This is a genomic window from Paraoerskovia marina, from assembly GCF_900105445.1.
GTDB lineage: Bacteria > Actinomycetota > Actinomycetes > Actinomycetales > Cellulomonadaceae > Paraoerskovia > Paraoerskovia marina.
In genome coordinates, this window is the sequence record NZ_LT629776.1 from 2487040 (window position 1) to 2508295 (window position 21256).

Below are 21256 nucleotides of genomic sequence, written 5' to 3' on the forward strand. Positions count from 1 at the left end.
CACGACCACCCGCTCGGCCGTCGTGGCCTCAGGCCGCGGCGGGCGCCTGGACCAGGGTGTGGCGCACGTTCGTCGCCTGCAGGTGCACCACACGGTCCTGCCAGTCGAGGGTCGTGACCCGCGCGTACTGGTCGGCGCCGGTCGAGGTGACGCCGGCACCGGCCCGTGCAGAGGGAGTCCGCACGACGGCGTTGGCGCGGTCGGCGAACCGGACCGCCCGGCGCGACGGTGTCCGCACCGCCGGGTTGCCGAGCGCGTCGAGGGCGGCCGCCCGCAGGATCGAGCGGTACTGGCGACGCAGGGTCGACGGGGAGTCGAAGACCTCCATCATCACGGGTTGACCCCCGATGCCGATGACCACCCCGGCCTGACCGTCGAGCGGTGCGAGGCCGTCGATCAGCCGTGCGACGTCGGCGTCGGCGCGGCGCGCGTGCTCGACGAACGACTGCGTCGGGTTGGCGCCGAACTGCTGGTCGTAGCCGGCGACCCGGCTCCACACGCCGCCCTGTCCCTGTGCCGCCGCTCCGCGCACCGCGAGCGCCGCACGGTCGCCGGTCGACCGCTGCTCGCGCCCGCCGCTCCACCGCCCCTGCTCGACGCAGAGCACGTCGAGCGACGCCGAGCCCGAGGCGGGGACCATCGTCGACCGCACGAGCATCCGGTGCTGGAGCCCTCCCTGCAGCAGCTGCCCCTCGAGCAGGAGCAGCGGGTGGTCGCCGGGGTTCGTGACGACCAGCGAGGAGACCTTCTCGACGTCGTGCTCGGCCAGGCGGGCCGTGTCGGCGCTGAGGCTGTACGTGCGCGGAACGGTCCCGTCGGTCCAGACCGGGAAGACGGACAGGGCGCCGCGGTCGGTACCGCGGCCGATGTGCAGGGTGAGCGTCATGGTGACCTCTTTCTCTCGTTTCTGCGCTAACCATAGCGCACATCTGCGATAAGTTGAAGACATGGCTGCCGAACCGCACGTCCCCGACCTCGAGACACACCCCCGCGCGGCCGTCGCCGTCGACCTCGCGGTGCTCACCGTCCTGCCCCCCGACGCCGCCCCGCACCGGATCGGTCGGCTGGCCGTCCTGCTGCTCGACCGGCAGAGCACCCCCGCGGGCCGGGTGGTTCCCGGCAGGTTCCTGCGTGAGCGCACGACGATCGCGCAGACCGTGACCGCCATCCTCACCACCAAGATGGGACTCCCCGCGCTCGAGGTCACCCCGACCCTGCTCCGCGTCTTCGACGACCCCGACCGCGACGCCCGCACCTGGGCGCTCTCTCTTGCGCACAGCATCGTGCTGCCGTGGAGCACCGTCTCGTCGGGTCTTGCACGCCCCGTCCTCGTCGAGGACGACGGGACCGTCTCGTCCGAGACCTCGCTCCCCTTCGACCACGCCCAGATCGTCCGCCACGCCGTCCGGCACCTGCGCGACGAGTACGAGGTCCGCCCCGACCCCGCCCACCTGCTCGACGACCGGTTCACCCTGGCCGAGCTCCGCACCGTCCACGAGGCCGTCCTCGGCGCACCGCTGCTCAAGGACACGTTCACGCGCCGAATGTCCCCGGCGCTGACCCCCGTGACCGACGACGCGGGCGAACCCGTGCGCCGTCGTGCCGGTGGGCGGCCCGCGCAGCTGTTCACCCGGACCGACGACGACGCGTCGGGGGCCGAGGCGCGGCTGCGGCTGCCCCGGGGGTAGCGCCCGCGACCTCTACGCCGGCGCCGTCCGCGCCAGCCGCTGCGCGATCATCGCGCAGACGATCAGCTGGAGCTGGTGGAACACGATCAGGGGCACCGCCACGGTTCCCGCGACGGCCACGGGGAAGAGGACCGACGCCATCGGCAGGCCGGTGGCGAGGGACTTCTTCGAGCCGCACATGAGCAGTGCGACACGGTCGGCGCGGTCGAGACCGAGGGCCCGTCCTCCGAACCAGGTGACGGCGAGCATTATCGCGAGCATCGCGGCCGAGACCAGCAGCAGGCCCGCGAGCGCCCAGGCGGAGACGGCACCGAACGCCCCCTCGGACGCCGCGCCCGAGACGGACGAGAAGACGATCAGCACGATCGCACCCCGGTCGACGTAGACCGAGATCCACCGGCGCGCACGGATCCAGGCGCCGATCAGCGGCTGCACGAGCTGCCCGAGCACGAAGGGCAGCAGCAGGTGCAGCAGGACGTCGCCGATCCCGGACATGCCGAGACCGGCCGTCTCGGCGCCCATGAGCCAGAGCACCAGCAGCGGCGTGAGCACCATCCCGAGGAGGTTGGAGACCGTCGCGCCGCACACCGCACCGGCGACGTTGCCGTGGGCCACGGAGGTGAAGGCGACGGAGGCCTGGACGGTGGAGGGCAGGAGCGAGACGTAGAGGATCCCCCCGGCAAGGCCTGCCCCGAGCGCGGGCTCGACGAGCCACGCGGTGACCAGCCCGAGGACGGGAAAGACGAGCCACGTCGAGGCGAGGATCCCGCCCTGCAGGCGCCAGTTGCGGAGCCCGTCCCACACCTCACGGCTCGGGAGTCTCGCGCCGTAGACGAAGAAGAGGAGCGCGACGGCGGCCGTCGACACCCCGTCGACGACACCACGTGCCGTGTCGGGGACGGGGAGCAGCAGCCCGAGGGCGAGCGAGGTCAGGATGGCGGCGACAAAGGGGTCGACCCGTCGCCAGATGTTCTGCACGGGTGCGGGTCACCCCTGCCGGGTCAACGTCGGGAGTCCGTCGCGTCGAGCGCGGCGAGCGCGTCCGCCAGCGGGCGCAGGGCATCGGCGGTGTCGAGGAACCGGGCCGCGGCCGCGTCGTCGTGCATCTCGAAGGCCACCTGGGCACGCAGCAGCAGCGCACGACGTCGCATCGGCTCGGACCCGCGTGCCTCGACGGCGAAGGCGTCGTCCAGAAGGCGCGCGGTCCCGGCCAGGTCGCCGGCACCGCGGAGTATCCGCGCGTGCTCGACGACCTGACCGAGGCTCGGGGGCGTGGGCGGCGTCCGCCGGGGCAGGATCTCCACGGTGGACACCTCCTCGCACTGACCATCTGTCGACCAGAAGCCTAGCCGGTACGCACCGGGCTCAGCGCTGCACGCGCGCCGAACCGCCACCGGCGAGCTTGGCCACCTCGGCGAGGGTCGCCGTCGAGGTGTCACCCGGCGTCGTCATGGCGAGGGCACCGTGGGCGGCGCCGTACTCGACCGCCTCGCCGATGGAGCCCAGCTCCATCAGGCCGTACGCGAGCCCGGACGCGAAGGAGTCCCCGCCGCCGACCCGGTCGAGGATCTCGAGGCGCGGTCGGTGCGTCGCCTCCGCGAACCCCTGCGTCCGCGACCACGCGATGGCACCCCAGTCGTTGACCGTCGCGGTGTGCACGCCGCGCAGGGTGGTGGCGATCACCTGGAAGTTCGGGAACGCCTCGGCAGCACGACCGATCATCGACCGGAAGGCACCCGTGTCCAGGTCGGTGAGGCTCTCGTCGACACCCTCGACCTCGAACCCGAGGCTCGCCGTGAAGTCCTCCTCGTTGCCGATCATGACGTCGACGTACTGGGCGAGCCGGCGGTTGACGTCCTGGGCACGCTCGACGCCTCCGATCCCCTGCCACAGGGACGGACGGTAGTTGAGGTCGTAGGAGACGATCGTCCCGTGCTTGCGCGCCGCGCTCATCGCGGCCTCGGCGACGTCGGCGGCGTTCTCCGAGAGCGCCGCGAAGATCCCGCCGGTGTGGAACCAGCGCACGCCGCGCGCGAACAGCGCGTCCCAGTCGACGTCGTCGGGCCGCATCTGCGCGACGGCGGTGTTGCCCCGGTCCGATACGCCGACGGCACCGCGGACGCCGAACCCGCGCTCGGTGAAGTTGAGCCCGTTGCGGACCTCGCGCCCGATGCCGTCGTACGGCACCCACCGGACGTGGGAGGTGTCGAGCCCGCCGGTGAGCATGAAGTCCTCGACGAGGCGGCCGATCTCGTTGTCCGCGAGGGCCGTGACGACGGCGCCGCGGAGCCCGAAGCATCGCCGGAGCCCGCGGGCGACGTTGTACTCGCCGCCGCCCTCCCACGCGGAGAAGGTGCGGGCCGTGCGGATGCGGCGCTCACCGGGGTCGAGACGGAGCATCACCTCGCCGAGCGCGACGACGTCGTAGTCGCACTCCACGGCGGGACGGACGGTCAGTGCGGGGGACGACGTGCTCAACGCTCTTCTCCTTCGACGGCGGTACCCAGGGAGTCGGCGGGGTGCAGGTCCGCCGGGTGCGGCAACGGTCGGGACGCGACGACCTGCTCGGCCAGCTCGACGGCGTCGCGGCTGAGCTCGGTGACCCGCTCCCAGTCCTCACCCTGGACGAGCGCACGGTCGACCATCCAGGAGCCGCCGACGGCGAGCACCTGCGGCAGCATCAGGTAGTCGCCCATGTTGTGCGCGGAGATCCCCCCGGTGGGGACGAAGCGCAGGCCGGGGAACGGGGCCGCGAAGGCCTTGACGGCGGCGGGGCCGCCGAGGGTGCCCGCGGGGAACAGCTTGACGGTGTCGAGACCGAGCTCGACCGCACGCATGATGTCCGACGGCGTCGCGACCCCCGGGATGATCGGGATCTCGTGCGCACGCGCACGCGCGACCACGGCCTCGGAGATGCCGGGCGAGACGAGGAAGCGTGCACCGGCCTCGACGGCGGCGTCGACCTGATCGGGACGGATGACGGTCCCGGCGCCGACGAGCATCTCCGGGTAGTCCTCCGAGATCGCACGGATGGCCGCGGCAGCGCCGGCGACCCGGAAGGTGATCTCCGCGATGGGCAGGTGTCCGCGGCGCAGGGCGTCGGCGACGTTCAGCCCCTCGGCCTCGCCGTCGGCGACGACGACGGGGACCACACGCGCGGACGCGAGCTCCGACCAGGTTTCCGTGTAGGTAGTCATTGACCTTCCGTTTCGCTATAGTGAACGGTGATTCCGTGCTGATGAACAGGAGCGTACATGACCAACCCGCTCGGGAGCGTCGACAAGGCACTTCTCGCACTCGAGGTCCTCGCGCCGGTCGGGCCCGACGGCCTCTCCCTCGGAGAGATCGCGCGTCGGCTCGACGTCGCCAAGCCGACGGTCCACCGGACGCTCGCCTCGCTCGCGCACCGTGGGTACGTCCAGAACGACGAGGGTCGGTACCGGCTCGGGCCCGCCGCGATCGCGCTCTCGACCGCGTACTACGCCGAGGAGAACCTGCCGACCCTGATGCGCCCCGCGCTCGAGGCCGCCCGGGACGAGCTGCACGAGCTCGTCCACCTCGGAGCCCCGGCAGGAGCCGACGAGGTGATCTACCTCGACAAGGTCGAGCCGTCGCGCCCGCTCCGGGTCTGGTCCGCCGTCGGGCGGCGCATCCCGGCGCAGACCTCGGCGCTCGGACGCGCGCTCAGGACGGGCCGCAGCGCCGAAGAGGTCGAGGAGAACGAACCGGGTATCGCGTGCGTCGCACTCCCCCTGCTCCGCAACGGCAACGCCTTCGCCGCCGTGAGCGTGACCGCGCCCAGCGAGCGCCTCGACGTCGACGACCGCCCCCGTGTGCTGAACGTGCTGGCGACGACCCTGCGCACCCACCTCCCCCCGACGATCACCGTCCCGGATCCGCGTGCCGACGCTCCTCACCATGACCGCCTGTGAGAGAGTGGAATCGGCCCAGATGAACGAGACCGTGAGGAGACGGCCATGACCGTCCTGGTGGCGTACAACGACTCTCCCCAAGGCGAGGCCGCACTACGCCGCGCCCATGCGGAGGCCACGCGGCGCGAGACGACGCTCGAGGTCCTCGTCCTCACACCGCAGACCCCCGAGGCGACGACGCCCGCTGCGCTGGCACACGTGCTGGACACCCTCGGCGCCGACCCCTCGATCACGTACCGGAGCTCCGACGAGGAACCCTCGGACGCGATCCTGGACGCCTCCGAGGACGATCACGTCGACCTCGTCGTCATCGGGTCGCGCAAGCGGTCCGCCGTCTCGAAGTTCCTGCTCGGCAGCACCACCACGCGAGTGCTCCTCGACGCCGCGGCCCCGGTCCTCGTCGTCAAGGGCTCGGCGTAGCCTCGACCCCGCGTTCAGGCCGACCGACCACCGTCCGGGCGATGAGGAGCTGAACCATGCCGGCCGTCTCTCTCGGTACCCCCCAGGTCCGCACGGCGGTCTCCCCCGACGGACGCCCGGACACCGACCTGCTGGTCGACCGGTTCGGCCGCGTCGCCCGCGACCTCCGGATCTCCGTCACCGAGAAGTGCTCCCTGCGCTGCACCTACTGCATGCCGGCGGAGGGCCTCCCCGCCATCGCCGCCGACCAGCTGCTCACCCCGGACGAGATCGGCCGCCTGGTCGGCATCGCCACCGCGCGGTTCGGGGTGCACGACATCCGGCTCACCGGGGGCGAACCGCTCGTCCGTCGAGAGATCGTCGAGATCGTCTCCCGCGTGCGCGCAGCGGCACCCGACGCCTCGGTGTCGATGACGACCAACGCCATCGGTCTGGACAAGCGCGTCCACGCCCTCGTCGAGGCCGGCCTCGACCGCGTGAACATCTCGCTCGACAGCGTCGACCGCCAGCACTTCGCCGAGCTCACGCGCCGCGACCGGCTCCCCGCCGTCCTCACCGGGATCCGCGGGGCGATCGACGCCGGCCTCTCCCCCGTCAAGCTCAACGCCGTGCTGATGCCCGAGACCCTGCGCGGGGCACGCGACCTGCTCGCGTTCGCCGTGGAGCACGACTGCCGGCTGCGCTTCATCGAGCAGATGCCGCTCGACGCCGACCACCAGTGGGCGCGCGAGCACATGGTCACCGCCGAGACCCTGCTCGCCGAGCTCGGTCGCCAGTTCACGCTCGAGCCCCTCGGACGCGACGACCCGTCCGCCCCCGCCGAGGAGTGGCGCGTGGACGGCGGGAGCTCGACCGTCGGCATCATCGCCTCGGTGACCCGCTCGTTCTGCGGGGACTGCGACCGCACGCGCCTCACCGCCGAGGGCACGGTCCGGTCGTGCCTGTTCGGCGACGCCGAGACCGACCTGCGCGGGCTGCTGCGGGGCGGCGGCTCGGACGATGACATCGCCGCGGCATGGCAGGGTGCGATGTGGGCCAAGCCGTGGTCTCACGGCTTCGACACGGGCGCCCCGGATCCGGAGACCTTCGCCCCGACCACGCGCTCGATGGGGGCGATCGGCGGCTGACGCACACCGCTTGCGCTATTCTTCACAAGTGACGCCTCGAACGGACGGACCACCGAAGATGACGCACTCACCGACGACGCTCGACGAACGACCCACCGGGTTCTTCCACTCACGCCAGTGGCTCTTCGGCGAGATGCTCGTGGGCGCCCTCATCTCGCTCGTCGCCGCGTTCGTCCTCTCGATCGACGCCGTCGAGCTCGCCGCGAACCCGGACGCCGTCCTCGCGTGCGACATCAACAGCGTGATCTCCTGCGGAGCGGTCGGCGTCGCGTGGCAGTCGTCGCTCTTCGGATTCCCCAACTCGTTCCTCGGCCTGATCGCGGAACCCGTCGTCATCACGATCGCCGTCGCCGGCATCGCCGGGGTGAGGTTCCCGCGCTGGTTCATGACAGCCGCGCAGACCGTCTACCTGCTGGGCCTGATCTTCGCGTACTGGCTCTTCTACCAGTCGATGTTCGTCATCGGCGCCCTCTGCCCCTGGTGCCTGACGGTCACGGCCTCGACGACGCTCGTCTTCGTCTCGATGCTCCACTGGAACATCCTCGAGAACAACTTGTACTGGCCCGCGAAGCTCCAGACGTGGGCGACGGGCCTCGTACGGTCCGGGGCGTTCGGCATCCTCACCGCACTCTGGTTCGTGCTGCTCGCGGCGGCGATCCTGGCGAAGTACGGCACGGCGATCTTCGGCTAGGGGTCTCGACAGGCTCGACCACCGTCCGTCGGGCGATCGGGTCTCGACAGGCTCGACCACCGTCCGCACGAGACGGCGTCCGTCGAGACGCCGCCCGTCGAGAGGCGGCGCTACAGGCCGACCCACTCCGAGCTGCCCTCGGCAAAGTGCTGCCTCTTCCAGATCGGGGTCTGCGCCTTGATCCGTTCGACCAGCAGCGTGCAGGCGTCGAAGGCCTCTCGCCGGTGTCCCGCCGAGGCGCTCGCCACCAGCGCGACGTCGCCGACGGCGAGCTCTCCGTACCGGTGCACCGCGGCGACCCGGAGGCCGGTCTCCGCGGCGACGCCCGCGACGCACTCGCGCAGCACGGCCGTCGCGTCCGGGTGCGCCTCGTAGTCCAGGCCCGACACACCGCGTCCGTCGTCGACGTCGCGCACCACGCCGCGGAACGTCACCACCGCACCGCACTCCGGCGCGGAGACCGCGTCCTCGACCTCCTGGACCACACCGGCGTCCAGGACGTCCGTCGTCACCCGGCTCACGTCGCTCACAGCGGCCATACCTCCACCTCGTCACCAGCTTGCAGCTCTGTCACGTCCTCGGGGACGTCGATCAGGACGTCTGCGCGCGCCATCGTGGCCACCAGGTGGGACCCGGGGCCGCCGACGACGCGGACGGCGTCCCCGTCGCGGGCTCCACGAAGGAACTGGCGCCTCCCGGCCGGTGAGGTCGTCGCGCCCGCGAGCGGCAGGCGGACCGTCCCCCGACCGGGGAGGCCCGCCGCGCGCAGCAGCTCGTCCCGCAGAAGGACGACGAACGACACCTGGGCGCTGACCGGGTTCCCCGGGAACGTCAGGATCGGGGTCCCGCGGTACGTCCCCCATCCCTGCGGCCCACCGGGCTGCATCGCGACGCTCCGGAACTCCACCTCCCCCGCCGACCGGAGCAGGTCCTTGACCACCTCGTACGCGCCCTGGCTCACCCCGCCCGACGTGAGGATCAGGTCGACCCGGGCTGCGACGTCGTCGAGCAGGTCGCCGAGGGCCTGGGGTGCGTCGGCGACCCGGAACGGCCCGACCACCTCGGCACCCGCGGCACGGACCGCTGCCGCCAGGGCCGGTCCGTTCGCGTCGAAGACCTGCCCCGCACCGAGCTCGGCAGCGGGAGAGACCACCTCCGAGCCGGTCGAGATCACGGCGACACGGGGCTGTCGCCAGACCACGGCGCGCGCACCGCACGCTGCGATGGCGGCGACGTGCGCGGGGCCCACGAGAGTTCCGGCCGGCACGATCACCTCTCCTTCCGCGACGTCGCTCCCGGCCTCGCGCACGAACAGCCCCGGGGGGACCGGCTCGCGGAGGCCGACGACGGCGGGGATCTCCCCGGGGCAGAACCGGCCGACGTCGGTGTCCTCGACCGGGACCACCGCATCGGCACCGTCGGGCACGGGCGCACCCGTCATGATCCGCGCCGCGGTGCCGGGAACCAGCGGACCAGGAGAGGCCCCCGCGGCGATCTCGCCGCTGACCGGCAACCGCACGGGCCGTGTCACGTCGACGGACCGCACGGCGAACCCGTCCATCTGCGAGTTACGGAAGGCCGGCACGGCCACACGCGCGACCACGTCGGCGGCGAGGACCCTGCCGAACGCCTCCTCGACGGGGACCGTGACCGCCCCCCGGTCTCCGAGGGCGAGGCGCGGGCGCAGCAGTTGCGCGACGTCGGCCCGGTGCTGCTCCACGCTCGTCCGCCCGCCGGCGACGGGTGGGGGGTCCTGGCTGCGGGCGACGTCCACGCACCCACCGTAGTGCCCCGCGCCGACCGTCAGCATTCCGTCAGCCGTGCGAACGGGCACAACGACCCGGGGGCGAGGCATGGTGGAGGTATCCCACGCCGGCGATCCACGCCGCACGACCGAAGGAATCACCGTGACCGCCACCCGAGCACGCTCAGCCATCGGGGCAGCCGCAGGCCTCGCCCTCCTCCTGGCCGGATGCGCCAGCAGCACCGAACCCGCCGCAGAGGAGACGGAGAGCTCCGCACCGGCGTCCGAGACCAGCACGGAGGCGTCCGACGACGAGTCGCAGGCCGGCACGACAGAGGACGCCGCCGACGACGCATCAGCCGACGAGGGCACCGACGTCGCCGTGCCCGCGGCGATGGACTTCACCGCACCCACCGTCTCCGGCGGGGAGATCGACGCCGCGGCACTCGCCGGCGAACCCACCGTGTTCTGGTTCTGGGCCCCGTGGTGCACGGTCTGCCGTGGCGAGGCCCCCTCGGTCACCCAGGTGGCCGAGGACCTCGACGGTGAGGTGACCTTCGTGGGCGTGGCGGGCCTCGGGGAGACGGACGCGATGGTCGAGTTCGTCGACAGCACCGGCGTGACCGGGTTCGAGCACGTCGTCGACGCCGACGGATCGATCTGGACCGGGTTCGGCGTCGTCTCTCAGCCCTCCTTCGTCTTCGTCGACGCCGACGGCGAGATGGAGACGGTCGTCGGCGCGATGGGCCTCGAGTCGCTCGAGTCCACCTCGCGCGACCTCGTCGACGGCTGATCCGTGGATCCTGTCCTGCTGGGCCTGGCCCTCGTCGCCGGGGCGGTGGCCGCGTTCAACCCCTGCGGCTTCGCGCTGCTCCCGGCCTATCTGACCCTTCTGGTCGCGCAGCCCCCCGAAGGTGGCGACGAGTCCCAGGCCGGGGCGATCCGCCGGGCTGCGCGCTTCACCGCCGGGATGACCGTCGGGTTCGTCCTCGTCTTCGGCGCGTTCGGCATCCTGCTCGCGTCCGTCACCGGGGCGATCGAGCGGTGGCTCCCGGTCGTGACGATCGTCGTCGGCGTCGCGCTCGTCGGGACCGGGGTCTGGCTGCTGTCGGGGCGCAGCCTCGGCATCGGCGTGCTGTCCCGCTACGGCCGCGCCCCGCGACGGTCGTGGTGGTCGCAGGTGGGGTACGGCGCGACCTTCGCCCTCGCGTCCCTCAGCTGCACCATCGCGCCGTTCCTCGCCGTGACGGCCGGCGCTGTCCGGTCCGGCGGCGTCCTCGGCGTCACGCTCACCTACGTCGTCTACGGGGTCGGGATGGGAGCCGTCGTCGGGCTGCTCGCGATCGCCGCGGCCACCGCGTCGACCGGGATCGTGAGCCGGATGCGCCGCGCCGCACCGGTGATCAGCCGCCTCAGCGGTGCGCTGCTGGTCCTCGCCGGCGCCTACGTCGCCTGGTACGGCTGGTACGAGCTGCGGGTGTTCGCCGGGACCGCGACGGGCGACCCGATCGTCGACGCCGCGGTGCAGGTCCAGTCGCAGATCACGAGCTTCGTCGCCGCGACCGGAGTCACGTCCCTGCTGGTGGTCGCCGCGATGGTGCTGCTCGTCGTCGTCGCCGCCCTCGTGGTCCGTCGACGCGGTGCCCGCACCTCCGACGGCGCGGAGCCGACACCCTAGGAGGCGTGCCGCCGCACAGCTCGCCGAGGTCGGGCGTGCGGCGGCACGCCCGAGGGAACGACGAAGGCCCGGACCGTATGGTCCGGCCCTTCGTGCTACTTCACAAGTAGCGGGGGCAGGATTTGAACCTGCGACCTCTGGGTTATGAGCCCAGCGAGCTACCGAGCTGCTCCACCCCGCGTCGGTAAACACCACTCTACGTGCCGTGGGTGCCAGAGCCAAATCCGATCGGGCAGATCCGGCTGTGACGCCGGACACGGGGCGAGATCGACCGATCCCGCCCCGCGCCCGGGTCACGCTCCGGTCAGGAACCGCTGAGCTGGCTCTCCGCGTCGATCGCGGTCTGCAGAGCCTCGTCGAGGGCGTCCTGCGCGTCGCCGTAGGAGGCCCAGTCACCGGACGAGAGCGCCTCGTCGGCATCCTGCATCGCCTGCGCCGCCTCGGTCAGCGCCTGGTCGAGCGCCGCCTGCGGGTCGTCGAACGTCCCCGGCGTGGACGGCTCCGGGCTCGGCTCCTCCGTGGCTGTCGACGTCTCGGTCGGCTCCGCGGTCGGCTCCTCCGTCTCGGTCCCGGTGTCCGTCCCGGTGTCCGTGTCGGTGCCGTCGAGCGGTGCGTCGTCGACCTCCGACTCCGTCTCGCCGCCGGCGTCCCCGGCGTCTGCACCCGAGTCGCCGCCGAAGACCTGGTTCAGGGCCTCGTCGAGGGTGTCGGCGAACCCGACCTCGTCACCGAAGGAGACCAGCACCTTGCGCAGCAGCGGGTACTGGGTGCCCTGCGACGACTGGACGTAGACCGGCTGGACGTACAGCAGCCCGCCGCCGACGGGGAGCGTCAGCAGGTTTCCGTGGATGACCTCGGAGTTGCCTCGGCTCAGGATGTTGAGCTCGCTGGCGATCGTCGAGTTCGAGTCGAAGTTGTTCTGCACCTGACCCGGACCCGGGACCGTCGCGTTTCTCGGGAGCTCGAGAAGCCTGAGCTTGCCGTAGTCCTCGGACCGCTTGCCGTCCTCGCTGCCCGCCTCGGCGTCGACCGCCAGGAAGCCCGTGAGGATCTCTCGGTCGGTGTTGCCACCGGGGATGAAGCTCGACGTGAGCGAGAAGGTCGGCTCGGTCTGGTCGGGCATCTGCAGCGTCAGGTAGTACGGAGGCTGCAGAGCGCCCGAGCCGGACGTGTCGGTCGGGTCCTCGGGGTTCTGCCAGAAGTCCTGCCCGGAGAAGAAGTCCGACGCGTCGGTGACGTGGTAGGCCGTCAGGAGCGAGCGCTGCACCTTGAAGAGGTCCTCGGGGTAGCGCAGGTGATCCATCAGGTCGCCGGAGATCTCCGACATCGGCTTGACGGCCTCGGGGAAGACACCCTGCCACGCCTGGAGCATCGGGTCCTCGGGCTCCCAGGCGTACAGGTCGACCGAGCCGTCGTAGGCGTCGACGGTGGCCTTCACCGAGTTGCGGATGTAGTTGATCTCCTCGGGGGCGATCGCCTGGATCGAGGCCGAGCCGGAGGAGGTCAGCGAGTCGGCGACCGCCTCGTCGAGCGCGCGCTGGGCCGAGTACGGGTACTGGTCCGTGGTCGTGTAGCCCTCGACGACGTACTTGATCCGGCCGTCCACGACGGCGGGGTACACCCGCTGGTCGAGCGTCAGGTACGGCGCGATCTTCTGCACGCGGCTGCGAGGATCACGGTCGTAGATGATCTGCGACTCCTCGGTGACACGGTCGGAGAAGAGGATGTCGCCGCTGCCGAACTTGAGCGCGTAGAGCAGCTTGCTGCCGAAGGATCCGATGTCGGGGCCGGCGACGGCACCGTCCTCGGCACCGAACGTCGAGTTGACCTGGCCACCGGCCTCGTCGTCCGGGAAGTCGAGCTCCCACGGGTTCGACTCGTCCGGCGCACCGACGATCGAGTACTCCGGCGCCTGCGGGCTGAAGTAGACGCGAGGCTCGTAGCCCTCGCCCATGTCCGTCAGGGCGCCCTCGGCGGGGATGTCTCCCTCGAAGAAGGCCGGGCGGCCGTCGGGACCGGTCTGGTTGCCGTACGCGGCGACCATCCCGAAGCCGTGCGTGAACACCGTGTGGTCGTTGACCCAGTTGCGCTGGTCGTCACCGAGTCCGGCGAGGTTGAGCTCACGCACGGCCACGACCGAGTCCTGCTTCTCGCCGTCGATCTCGTAGCGGTCGACCGCGAGCGTCTCGTCGAAGTTGTAGTACTGCTTGTTCTGCTGCAGCTGACGGAACGTCGGGCTGACGATCTGCGGGTCGAGCAGACGGATCTGCGCGGTCGTCTCGGCGTCCTCGCGCAGCGCACCGGCCTCGGCCTCGGTGGCCGCGTCGTACTGCTGGGTCTCGACCTTGTCGAGGCCGAAGGCCGCGGTGGTCGAGTCGATGTTGCGCTGGATGTACTCGGACTCGAGCTCCTGCGCGTTCGGGTCCACCTGGAAGCGCTGCACGATGGCCGGGTAGATACCGCCGATCACGATCGCCGAGACCACCATCAGCCCGACGCCGATCGCCGGGAGGCGCCACGTGCCGCGGACGGCGGCGACGACGAAGAGGACCGCGACGACGAGGGCGACGACGGCGAGGATCGCCTTGGCCGGCATGACGGCGTTGACGTCGGTGTACGAGGCGCCGTCGAACTTGGTCCCCTGCGCGGTGAGCAGCGAGTACCGGTCGAGCCAGTAGTTGAGGGCGATGCCGACGAGGAGCAGCGCGCCGAGGACGGCGAGCTGGACCCGCGCGGCCTTGGTGGTGCGGGGTCCGGCGTCGTTGGAACCGCCGATCCGCAGGCCCCCGTAGAGGTAGTGGGTCGCCAGTGCGCCGATTCCCGCGACGATCACGATCGCCATGAAGAACCCGACGGAGAACCGCAGGATCGGCAGGGTGAAGACGAAGAAGGACAGGTCCATCCCGAAGATCGGGTCGTTCTGGTCGAACGAGACCTGGTTCACGGCGAGCAGGACGTTCTGCCACTGCCCGGACGCCGCGGTTCCGGCGAAGAAGCCGATGACGACGGGCGCACCCCACGTCACGACCTTGCGCAGGGGCTCCACCGCCTCGCGGTACTGGTCGAGCGTGGCCTGTTCCGGCGTCGACGGCGCATAGATGGGCCGCGACCGATAGGCGATGGAGAGCGAGGCGAAGATCGCCGCCCCCATGATGAGGAAGCCTGCGACGAACAGACCGGCGCGCACCCCCCACTCGGTCCAGAGGACCTCCTGGTACCCGAGCTGGGTGAACCAGAGCACCTCGGTCCAGAACTCGGCGAGAAGAAAGAGCGCGACGACGATCGCTGCCAGCACGATGAGCGTGATGACGAGCGGGCTGCGGCGTCGCTGGGCCGGCGGGCCCTCAGGGGCACGGCGGGGTCCTGCGGCGAATGTCACAGTGAACTACCTCTTCGTTGCAGTACGGGTGAGGCCTCCGTGCCGACTGATCGTCGAAGGGCGACCTACGGTGACATCAAGGTTCCCACATATCACCCTCACCCGTGGGCACGACACCGACACGATCCGGCCACAACGTCCCGAGATCACACCGCGGAGCGGGCCGATCCGTGGCGTCGGCGGTGCCCGTTGTGGGAGCCTCGCACCATGGCCACGGAAAACACCCCACCGTCCGACGAAGCGGCACCCACCTTCTCCGGGACCCAGCTGGCGCTGGCCGACGCCGTCCGCGAGATCGAGCAGCACGTCTCCGCCGGCGGCTGGGACGGCCCGGTCCGCCTGTTCGCGCTCATCGAGACCGCCGTCGCGCTCGAGGCGGACCCCTCGCTCGCGCAGCGGCTGCCCGCCGAGGTGGTCGAGGCGGCGCGCGTCGACCCGCACCACCTGACGTCCATCGAGCAGGACGGCGTCGGCGAGGCCGACGACCTCGAGGGCCTGCTCGCCCGCGTCGCGTGGCCGCCCACGGTCGCCGGCGCCGCGCTCGTCGTCGAGCGGATCGTGCTGCCGCCCGAGGCCGAGCAGGACGTCCCCGAGGATCCCGAGGCCGCGCTGGCCTACCTGCGCGACCACCCGGCCCGCGAGGACGTACGCATCGGCGCCGGGGCGCTGCGTGACGGGTCGACGTGGTGCGCCCTGCGCTCACGGGCGAACGACGACGACGCGCAGGTCTCGTTCGGGCCGACCCTCGTCCCGGGCCTCGTCGAGGCCCTGGCGAGCACGCTCGAGAACTAGGCGCCGACGCCGTCGGTCACGACTGCAGGTCCTCGAGGGCGTCGGCGCACGTCGGAAGAACCTCCGTCGTGCCGGACCCGATGGCCGTCACCGCGTCGAGCGCCTGCTCGAGCGTCCCGACCGCCGTGACCTGCAGACCGTCGGGGACGTTGCCGACGACCTCGTCGCAGTTCGTCTCCGGGGCCAGGAACCACGTCGCGCCGTCACGCTGCGCGCCGTAGAGCTTCTGCTGGATGCCGCCGATCGGCCCGACGAGCCCGTCGACGCTCATGGTGCCCGTCCCGGCGATGACCTTCCCGCCGGCCTCGTCCTCGGGCGTGAGCACGTCGATGATCCCCAGCGCGAACATCGTCCCCGCGCTCGGTCCGCCGATGTCGTCGATCTGGATCGACACGTCGACAGGCATGTCGAAGACCGGGTCGAGGTAGACACCGAGGATCGTGCGACCGTCCACGTCCGTCGTGGGCACGGTGACGTCGATCGACTCACCGTCGCGCTCGACACCGAGGACCACCTCCGTCCCGGCCTCGGTCCCCTCGATGCCCTCGATCAGCTCCTGGTACGTCTCGAGCTCGGTCCCCTCGAAGGACACGAGGACGTCCTCCGGCTCCAGGACGCCGTCGGCCCCCGTGCCGGGGATCGCGTCGACGACCGTCATGGTCGCCGGCACGGTGTACCCGACCTCGGTCAGCGCGGCCACCGTCGCGTTCTCCTGCGAGGAGACCATGTCGGCCGTGTTCTGCTCCTCGACCTCCTCGGCGGTCTGGTCCTCGGGGAAGATCGCCTCCACGGGGTAGACCGAGCGCTTCGGGTCGATCCAGCCGCCCAGCACCTGCAGCGCGTCCGCGGGGTATCCCGGGCCGCCCGACACCGAGACGGTGGTCAGCCGCAGCTCGCCCGACGCCGGGTACGTCTGCGCACCGGAGACCTCGATCAGGGGGACGCCGCCCTCCTCACCCAGGGTGTCCTCCGTCGGCCCCGGGGAACGGACGACGTACGGCGCGGGGATGAAGACGATGCCGACGAGCAGCGCGACGGTGACCAGAAGGCTGATCCCGAGGGTCGTCGACCGCGCGGTCGCCTCCTCGACGTACTCCTCGTCGAGCTCGTCGAGATGCTCGTCCGCCGCCCACGGCTCCGGCTTGTCGGTCGGTTGCTGAGGTGTTCTCACGGACCCATCATGACGGAACGTGGCCCCGGCCCGCTGCTGCGCCCTCAGCGAACCGGCCGCGCGGCGCCGCTCCGACCTCGGTGTGCCGGGCCGATTGTGGTTACCGTTGACGCACGCGACCTGAAGGAGAGCGCATGAGCAGCCAGCCGACCGGCGGCGACGACGGAACGTCCGACTCACAGTGGGAGGCGATGTTCCGCTCGATGTTCGGTGCGGACGCCGACGAGGCGCTCCGCCAGATGCGGGAGCAGGGACTCGACCCGCAGGCGCTCGCGCGCAGCGCGGGACTCGGTGACGACCCGCGCGCGCTCAACGGGATCCTCGCGCAGGTGCAGCGCATGCTCGCGGCGTCGGGCGACGACCCGGTGAACTCCGACGTCGCGCACGACGTCGCCCGGCAGGTCGCGGCCGCCGAGGGCGACCCCACGGTCAGCGGCGCGCAGGCCGCCGCGGTCCGCGACGCCCTGTCCGTCGCCGACCTGTGGCTCGACGCCGCCACGGACATGCCTCCGGCCGGCGGGCCACGGCAGGCGTGGAGCCGGTCGGAGTGGGTGGAGGCCACCCTCTCGAGCTGGGGCGACCTCGCCGAGCCGATCGCCGCGTCGGTCACCGACGCGCTCGCCACCGTCCTGGGCGACCAGATGCCGTCCACCGACGACCTCTCGCTCCCCGGCCTCCCCGTCGGCGCCCTCAACGGATCGTTCGGGGACCCCCAGCAGATGATGCGACGGATGGGATCCGCCGTCTTCGGCATGCAGGTGGGGCAGGCGTCCGGGACGCTCTCCCGCGAGGTCTTCGGCGCCACGGACGTCGGTCTCCCGCTCCTCGACCACGCCGCGACGGTGCTGCTGCCCACCAACGTCGAGGCCTTCGCCGAGGGCCTCGACGCACCGCTCGACGAGGTCCGGATGTTCCTCGCGGTGCGCGAGTGCGCGCACGCGCGCCTCTTCACGCACGTGCCGTGGCTCCGCGCGCACCTGCTCGCGCTCGTCGACGAGTACGCACGCGGCATCACGATCGACCTGGGCGCGCTCGAGGAGCGGGTCCGCGACATCGACCTCTCGGACACCGGCGCCCTGCAGAACGCGATGAGCGGTCACATCTTCCGCAGCGACGCCACCGACGCGCAGAAGGCCACGTTGCTCCGGCTCGAGACCACGCTCGCGCTCGTGGAGGGGTGGGTGGACGAGGTCAGTGCGACGGCCACCCTGCCCCACCTGCCGCACGCCGTCCCGCTCCGGGAGATGCTCCGACGTCGTCGGGCCGCCGGAGGACCCGCCGAGCAGACCTTCGCGTCGCTCGTCGGTCTCGAGCTCCGGCCCCGGCGTTCCCGGGACGCCGCCACCCTCTGGCAGCGGATCACGGCCGAGGGCGGCACCGACGCCCGTGACGCGGTCTGGGGACACCCGGACCTGCTCCCGGACACCCAGGACCTGGACGACCCGGCCGGATACCGCGAGCGCCAAGCGGCCACCCGCGCCGAGGAGGCGGACCTCGACGCCGCGCTGGCCGAGATCCTGAACGGGGCGACGTCCGGGGACGGCGACGGGGGCATGCCGACGCCCCCGGAGGACGACGAGCCGGGTTCGACCCGGTCGTGAGCGTCAGGCGGCGCCGTCGCTGACGGCGCCGCTCCGCGGCGAGAGCTCGTCGAGGAGATCCTCGTCCTGCTCGTCGTCGCCGGGATCGCCGTGGTCGCCGGTGCCGCGCTCGAAGGAGACACCGTCGAGGAACCCTCGTGCGCGCTCGAGCCGGGGGTAGGTCGAGAGCAGGTTCCAGAACGTCGGCCCGTGGTTGGCGTGCAGCAGGTGCGCGAGCTCGTGAAGGACGACATAGTCCAGGACCCAGCCGGGCATGCCCTGCACGCGGGTCGAGATGCGGATCGACCCGTCGATGAGCGTGCAGGAGCCCCACCGCTTGCCCTGCCGGTCGGACCACCGGACGCTCGAGGGCTGTGCACGGCCGTCCAGGTAACGCTCGGAGAGTCGTCGCGCACGCTCGAGGAGCTCGTCGTCGGAGGGCCGACGACGTTGCTCCTTCGCGGCAAGCCTGTCGAGCATGCGCTGCACCCACTCGCGCTCCTGCGCGCGTGAGAACCGCGCGGGGATGGCGACGATCGTGCGGTCCCCGTCCCGGTACGCGCTCACGGTGCGCTTGCGACGCCGGCTGCGGCGCACCTCCACGGCTGGCGTGTCGTGCGTCACGTCCCGAACGGTACCGTCTCGGCCGTCCGAGCGCACCCATCACACGCCCACGTCGGCCTGTGGACGACGCTCTCACCGTGCCCTCCGCGTGCCACGGTGAGGACATGGCGAAAGAGACGGCGCGGCAGCGCCAGGCGGTCGACCACCCGTCTGCCCGGAGACGACACCTGCGCGGCGGCACGCTCGTCGTGCGCTGCTCCCCCACCGACGTGCAGCTGGGCACCGACGCGCGCTGGGCGGTCCGGCTCTCCGACGTCACGGAGAACGAGATCGCCTGGCTGCGGGCCCTCGCCGCGGGCGGCAGGTACTCCGCGGCGCTGCACCGGACCCACCGGGTCGACGAGCTCCGGGCGCGGCAGCTCTGGCAGGCGCTCGACGCCGCGGGCTACACGGTTCCGGCCCCGCCGGCGGACGGGAGCTGGCCGCTGAACGACGAGTTCGCCCACAGCCATCTCCGCGAGGACGGCCGCGGAGACCTGACGCTCGCGGACCGGCGGCAGCGCTGCGTCGCGATCCACGGCCTCGGCCGTCTCGGGCTGGCGACCGGACGCATCCTGCACACGGCGGGCGTGGGGACGTTGCTGCTCGACGACGCCCGCCCGGTCACTCGACTGGACCTCGCCCCCGACGCGTACTCGCCCGAGCACCTCGGCCGCCCCCGGGACCAGGTGGCCCGTCACCTGCTCGGCCTCGGGGCCGCGGGCCGGCCGTCGGGGCGTTCTGCTCGCGTCCCGGCCCCCGACGTCGTCGTGGTCGTCGAGGCCTGGGCCCACGACGCCCGACGCTTCGCACGGCTGTGCGCCGAGGGCGTTCCGCACCTCGCCGTGCAGGTGCACGAGGCGAGCACGACGATCGGCCCGTTCGTCGTCCCGGGCCGCACCCCCTGCCTCCGCTGCCTCGACCTCGCCCGCCTGGCCGCCGACCCGCGATGGCGCGACGTCGCGGCGCACCTGCACGCTCTGCCGCCGGGTCGCACGGGTGAGGAGACCACGATCACCGCGACGGCCGCTGCGCTCGCGGCGGCCCAGGTGATCAGTGCGCTCGACGGAGGCCGCCCCCGCACCGCGGACACGGTCCTCGAGACCGGGCTGCCCGACGTCGTCCCCCGCGTCCGCCCCACGTCCCCGCACCCGGGCTGCGGCTGCGGGGCCGACGGGGCGACGCCGGGGCTCGACGACGCGAAGGGCGACGTCGCGGTGCCCGGCCCTATGCCGCTTCACGCGGCGTCGTGACGCCCGGGGACTGCTCGGACTTCGGCGGACGCCCACGGCCGCGCTTGCGGGCGACGACGACGCCGTCGACGAAGATCTCACCGCCCCACACGCCCCACGGCTCCCGGCGCTCGCGGGCCCCCGCCAGACAGCCCGCGACGAGCGGGCATGCGCGGCAGAGCTCCTTGGCCCGTTCGACGTCGGCGGCCCGCTCGGCGAACCAGAGCTCGGGGTCGTTCGACCGGCACGGGATGGTCTGTGCGACCAGGCGACGGAAGCCCTCGTCCGTCACCCACGACGGGTCCTGGTCGGTGCTCGCGGCCGCATCGCCGCGAGATGTCGGTGGTGACGGGGTCCACGGTCCCGCGCCACCGCTGGTCATGGTGTCGAGCATCGTGCTCAACCGCACGGTGTCCTCCAGAGGTGCTGTCTCGAATACGTCGATAGGACGACGCGCCCTCGGAGAAAGACGAAGGCCGCGGGTCCTGATGGACTCCGCGGCCTGGTGCGACTGATCTAGGAGATCGGCCTCGACCGGGGGGCGGAGTCGGGCGCTGCAAACGCTGCTGCGTGCGCGCGGAGACGCGCCGCATGGGGCATCGCGATGGCGGATGCCGGTGCGTTCGTGATGATGTCCATCAGACAGCCCTCCTCTCCTCTACGGTCGGTCGCCGTCAGGCGGCCGACGCTCGGTCATGACGTAAGAACAGTATGCACCCGTCGCGGGGACCGCAACGTATTTAATCTCGCCTAGTTCTGCACGTGCCGGGGGGTCTCGCCCTGGGCAAGCTTCAGCCGGGTCCAGACGTTCATGTTGAGCACCACGGCGGCGATCTCGGCGATCGACTCGGGGCCGAGGTGCTCGGCAAGCGCGTCGTGCGCCGGCGGCAGATCGGTGGCCGACCCGGCGGTCAGCGCCTCGCAGTACGCGAGCGCGGCGCGCTCCGGTGCGGAGTAGAGCTCGCTCTCGCGCCAGCTCAGGAGGCCGTCGACGCGGGGGTCGCTGATGATCTCGCGCGCGGCCCGGGTGTGGAGGATCAGGCAGTACGAGCACGGCACGAGCTGCGCGACCCGGAGCCGGAGGAGCTGGGCGAGCTGCGCGTCGACGCCGAGCGTCGCCGTGTAGCCGAACTCCGCGGCCATGACCTTCGCCGCGGCGAGGAACGACGTGCTCTCGGGGTCGAAGCGCGTGTTGATGAACTCGATGTCAGACATGGTC

Annotated in this window: 22 protein-coding genes and 1 tRNA gene; 10 read left to right on the forward strand and 13 right to left on the reverse strand. The window is 72.0% G+C overall.

The window, feature by feature from the left end; translation table 11 throughout:
• Nucleotides 1–28 precede the first annotated feature (28 nt).
• Nucleotides 29–886 (reverse strand): ARPP-1 family domain-containing protein, encoded by an 858-nt coding sequence (locus BLU20_RS11310; protein ID WP_083372573.1) that lies wholly within the window; start codon nucleotides 884–886, stop codon nucleotides 29–31.
• A 61-nt stretch (nucleotides 887–947) separates the two neighbouring features.
• Here BLU20_RS11310 and BLU20_RS11315 point away from each other — a divergent pair, with 61 nt between their 5' ends.
• Complete coding sequence (locus tag BLU20_RS11315) at nucleotides 948–1688, forward strand: NrtR DNA-binding winged helix domain-containing protein (protein ID WP_083372574.1); 741 nt, start codon at nucleotides 948–950, stop codon at nucleotides 1686–1688.
• A gap of 12 nt (nucleotides 1689–1700) precedes the next feature.
• Here BLU20_RS11315 and BLU20_RS11320 read toward each other — a convergent pair whose 3' ends face one another.
• The 4 genes from BLU20_RS11320 to eda form a co-directional block, all read right to left on the reverse strand.
• Complete coding sequence (locus BLU20_RS11320) at nucleotides 1701–2666, reverse strand: bile acid:sodium symporter family protein (RefSeq protein ID WP_083372575.1); 966 nt, start codon at nucleotides 2664–2666, stop codon at nucleotides 1701–1703.
• Between the two features lie 23 nt (nucleotides 2667–2689).
• Nucleotides 2690–2992, reverse strand: coding sequence for a hypothetical protein (locus BLU20_RS11325; protein ID WP_083372576.1), 303 nt, complete (start codon nucleotides 2990–2992; stop codon nucleotides 2690–2692).
• 61 nt (nucleotides 2993–3053) lie between these two features.
• Nucleotides 3054–4166, reverse strand: coding sequence for a sugar kinase (locus BLU20_RS11330; protein ID WP_083372577.1), 1113 nt, complete (start codon nucleotides 4164–4166; stop codon nucleotides 3054–3056).
• A complete protein-coding gene (eda, locus tag BLU20_RS11335; protein ID WP_083372578.1) occupies nucleotides 4163–4885 on the reverse strand; it encodes a bifunctional 4-hydroxy-2-oxoglutarate aldolase/2-dehydro-3-deoxy-phosphogluconate aldolase in 723 nt (240 codons plus the stop codon). The genes BLU20_RS11330 and eda overlap by 4 nt, the downstream gene beginning before the upstream one ends.
• Before the next feature lie 57 nt (nucleotides 4886–4942).
• On the opposite strand from eda, the gene BLU20_RS11340 reads away from it, so the two are divergent.
• From BLU20_RS11340 to BLU20_RS11355, 4 genes are read left to right on the forward strand one after another with little or no spacing between them, the layout of a single operon-like run.
• Nucleotides 4943–5620 (forward strand): IclR family transcriptional regulator, encoded by a 678-nt coding sequence (locus BLU20_RS11340; protein WP_083372579.1) that lies wholly within the window; start codon nucleotides 4943–4945, stop codon nucleotides 5618–5620.
• Nucleotides 5621–5665: 45 nt separating this feature from the next.
• Nucleotides 5666–6040, forward strand: a complete 375-nt coding sequence (locus tag BLU20_RS11345) for a universal stress protein (RefSeq protein ID WP_083372580.1) — start codon at nucleotides 5666–5668, stop codon at nucleotides 6038–6040.
• 56 nt (nucleotides 6041–6096) lie between these two features.
• Entirely contained in the window at nucleotides 6097–7167 is a 1071-nt protein-coding gene (moaA, locus tag BLU20_RS11350; protein WP_083372581.1) for a GTP 3',8-cyclase MoaA, read from the forward strand.
• A 58-nt stretch (nucleotides 7168–7225) separates the two neighbouring features.
• The gene (locus tag BLU20_RS11355) at nucleotides 7226–7858 is read left to right on the forward strand and encodes a vitamin K epoxide reductase family protein (RefSeq protein ID WP_083372582.1); all 633 of its coding nucleotides are present in this window, start codon (nucleotides 7226–7228) and stop codon (nucleotides 7856–7858) included.
• A 110-nt stretch (nucleotides 7859–7968) separates the two neighbouring features.
• Here BLU20_RS11355 and BLU20_RS11360 read toward each other — a convergent pair whose 3' ends face one another.
• Nucleotides 7969–8397, reverse strand: a complete 429-nt coding sequence (locus tag BLU20_RS11360) for a molybdenum cofactor biosynthesis protein MoaE (RefSeq protein WP_197675391.1) — start codon at nucleotides 8395–8397, stop codon at nucleotides 7969–7971.
• Entirely contained in the window at nucleotides 8385–9632 is a 1248-nt protein-coding gene (locus BLU20_RS11365) for a molybdopterin molybdotransferase MoeA (protein WP_231959208.1), read from the reverse strand. The genes BLU20_RS11360 and BLU20_RS11365 overlap by 13 nt, the downstream gene beginning before the upstream one ends.
• A 133-nt stretch (nucleotides 9633–9765) precedes the next feature.
• On the opposite strand from BLU20_RS11365, the gene BLU20_RS14055 reads away from it, so the two are divergent.
• Entirely contained in the window at nucleotides 9766–10395 is a 630-nt protein-coding gene (locus BLU20_RS14055; protein ID WP_197675392.1) for a redoxin domain-containing protein, read from the forward strand.
• A gap of 3 nt (nucleotides 10396–10398) precedes the next feature.
• Entirely contained in the window at nucleotides 10399–11280 is an 882-nt protein-coding gene (locus BLU20_RS11375; protein ID WP_083372585.1) for a cytochrome c biogenesis CcdA family protein, read from the forward strand.
• A gap of 107 nt (nucleotides 11281–11387) precedes the next feature.
• Here BLU20_RS11375 and BLU20_RS11380 read toward each other — a convergent pair.
• Nucleotides 11388–11461, reverse strand: a tRNA-Met gene (locus tag BLU20_RS11380).
• A 123-nt stretch (nucleotides 11462–11584) separates the two neighbouring features.
• The gene (locus BLU20_RS11385; protein ID WP_083372586.1) at nucleotides 11585–14659 is read right to left on the reverse strand and encodes a UPF0182 family membrane protein; all 3075 of its coding nucleotides are present in this window, start codon (nucleotides 14657–14659) and stop codon (nucleotides 11585–11587) included.
• 207 nt (nucleotides 14660–14866) lie between these two features.
• Here BLU20_RS11385 and BLU20_RS11390 point away from each other — a divergent pair, with 207 nt between their 5' ends.
• Nucleotides 14867–15451 carry a PPA1309 family protein gene (locus BLU20_RS11390; RefSeq protein ID WP_083372587.1) on the forward strand — a complete coding sequence of 195 codons (585 nt, stop codon included), beginning with the start codon at nucleotides 14867–14869 and terminating at the stop codon, nucleotides 15449–15451.
• Nucleotides 15452–15467: 16 nt separating this feature from the next.
• On the opposite strand, the gene BLU20_RS11395 is transcribed toward BLU20_RS11390, so the two are convergent.
• Nucleotides 15468–16622, reverse strand: coding sequence for a YlbL family protein (locus BLU20_RS11395; RefSeq protein ID WP_083372588.1), 1155 nt, complete (start codon nucleotides 16620–16622; stop codon nucleotides 15468–15470).
• A 134-nt stretch (nucleotides 16623–16756) separates the two neighbouring features.
• Between BLU20_RS11395 and BLU20_RS11400 the strand changes: the two genes are divergently transcribed.
• Nucleotides 16757–18223 (forward strand): zinc-dependent metalloprotease, encoded by a 1467-nt coding sequence (locus BLU20_RS11400; RefSeq protein WP_083372589.1) that lies wholly within the window; start codon nucleotides 16757–16759, stop codon nucleotides 18221–18223.
• A 3-nt stretch (nucleotides 18224–18226) separates the two neighbouring features.
• On the opposite strand, the gene BLU20_RS11405 is transcribed toward BLU20_RS11400, so the two are convergent.
• Entirely contained in the window at nucleotides 18227–18826 is a 600-nt protein-coding gene (locus tag BLU20_RS11405; protein WP_052366922.1) for a M48 metallopeptidase family protein, read from the reverse strand.
• 104 nt (nucleotides 18827–18930) lie between these two features.
• Here BLU20_RS11405 and BLU20_RS11410 point away from each other — a divergent pair, with 104 nt between their 5' ends.
• Nucleotides 18931–20058, forward strand: a complete 1128-nt coding sequence (locus tag BLU20_RS11410; RefSeq protein ID WP_157270444.1) for a TOMM precursor leader peptide-binding protein — start codon at nucleotides 18931–18933, stop codon at nucleotides 20056–20058.
• On the opposite strand, the gene BLU20_RS11415 is transcribed toward BLU20_RS11410, so the two are convergent.
• Together BLU20_RS11415 and BLU20_RS11420 are read right to left on the reverse strand one after the other, a co-directional pair.
• Nucleotides 20033–20419: a WhiB family transcriptional regulator gene (locus BLU20_RS11415; protein WP_155990622.1), complete on the reverse strand. Its 387-nt coding sequence runs from the start codon at nucleotides 20417–20419 to the stop codon at nucleotides 20033–20035. The genes BLU20_RS11410 and BLU20_RS11415 overlap by 26 nt on opposite strands.
• Before the next feature lie 368 nt (nucleotides 20420–20787).
• The gene (locus tag BLU20_RS11420; RefSeq protein ID WP_029252312.1) at nucleotides 20788–21252 is read right to left on the reverse strand and encodes a carboxymuconolactone decarboxylase family protein; all 465 of its coding nucleotides are present in this window, start codon (nucleotides 21250–21252) and stop codon (nucleotides 20788–20790) included.
• Nucleotides 21253–21256: the final 4 nt, after the last annotated feature.

Bases quoted from the DNA above. Each gene is read 5' to 3' on its own strand.
- BLU20_RS11310 (WP_083372573.1), bottom strand. From the start codon at position 886: ATGACGCTCACCCTGCACATCGGCCGCGGTACCGACCGCGGCGCCCTG.
- BLU20_RS11315 (WP_083372574.1), top strand. From the start codon at position 948: ATGGCTGCCGAACCGCACGTCCCCGACCTCGAGACACACCCCCGCGCG.
- eda (WP_083372578.1), bottom strand. From the start codon at position 4,885: ATGACTACCTACACGGAAACCTGGTCGGAGCTCGCGTCCGCGCGTGTG.
- BLU20_RS11340 (WP_083372579.1), top strand. From the start codon at position 4,943: ATGACCAACCCGCTCGGGAGCGTCGACAAGGCACTTCTCGCACTCGAG.
- BLU20_RS11345 (WP_083372580.1), top strand. From the start codon at position 5,666: ATGACCGTCCTGGTGGCGTACAACGACTCTCCCCAAGGCGAGGCCGCA.
- moaA (WP_083372581.1), top strand. From the start codon at position 6,097: ATGCCGGCCGTCTCTCTCGGTACCCCCCAGGTCCGCACGGCGGTCTCC.
- BLU20_RS11355 (WP_083372582.1), top strand. From the start codon at position 7,226: ATGACGCACTCACCGACGACGCTCGACGAACGACCCACCGGGTTCTTC.
- BLU20_RS11360 (WP_197675391.1), bottom strand. From the start codon at position 8,397: ATGGCCGCTGTGAGCGACGTGAGCCGGGTGACGACGGACGTCCTGGAC.
- BLU20_RS11390 (WP_083372587.1), top strand. From the start codon at position 14,867: ATGGCCACGGAAAACACCCCACCGTCCGACGAAGCGGCACCCACCTTC.
- BLU20_RS11400 (WP_083372589.1), top strand. From the start codon at position 16,757: ATGAGCAGCCAGCCGACCGGCGGCGACGACGGAACGTCCGACTCACAG.
- BLU20_RS11410 (WP_157270444.1), top strand. From the start codon at position 18,931: ATGGCGAAAGAGACGGCGCGGCAGCGCCAGGCGGTCGACCACCCGTCT.
- BLU20_RS11415 (WP_155990622.1), bottom strand. From the start codon at position 20,419: ATGACCAGCGGTGGCGCGGGACCGTGGACCCCGTCACCACCGACATCT.
- BLU20_RS11420 (WP_029252312.1), bottom strand. From the start codon at position 21,252: ATGTCTGACATCGAGTTCATCAACACGCGCTTCGACCCCGAGAGCACG.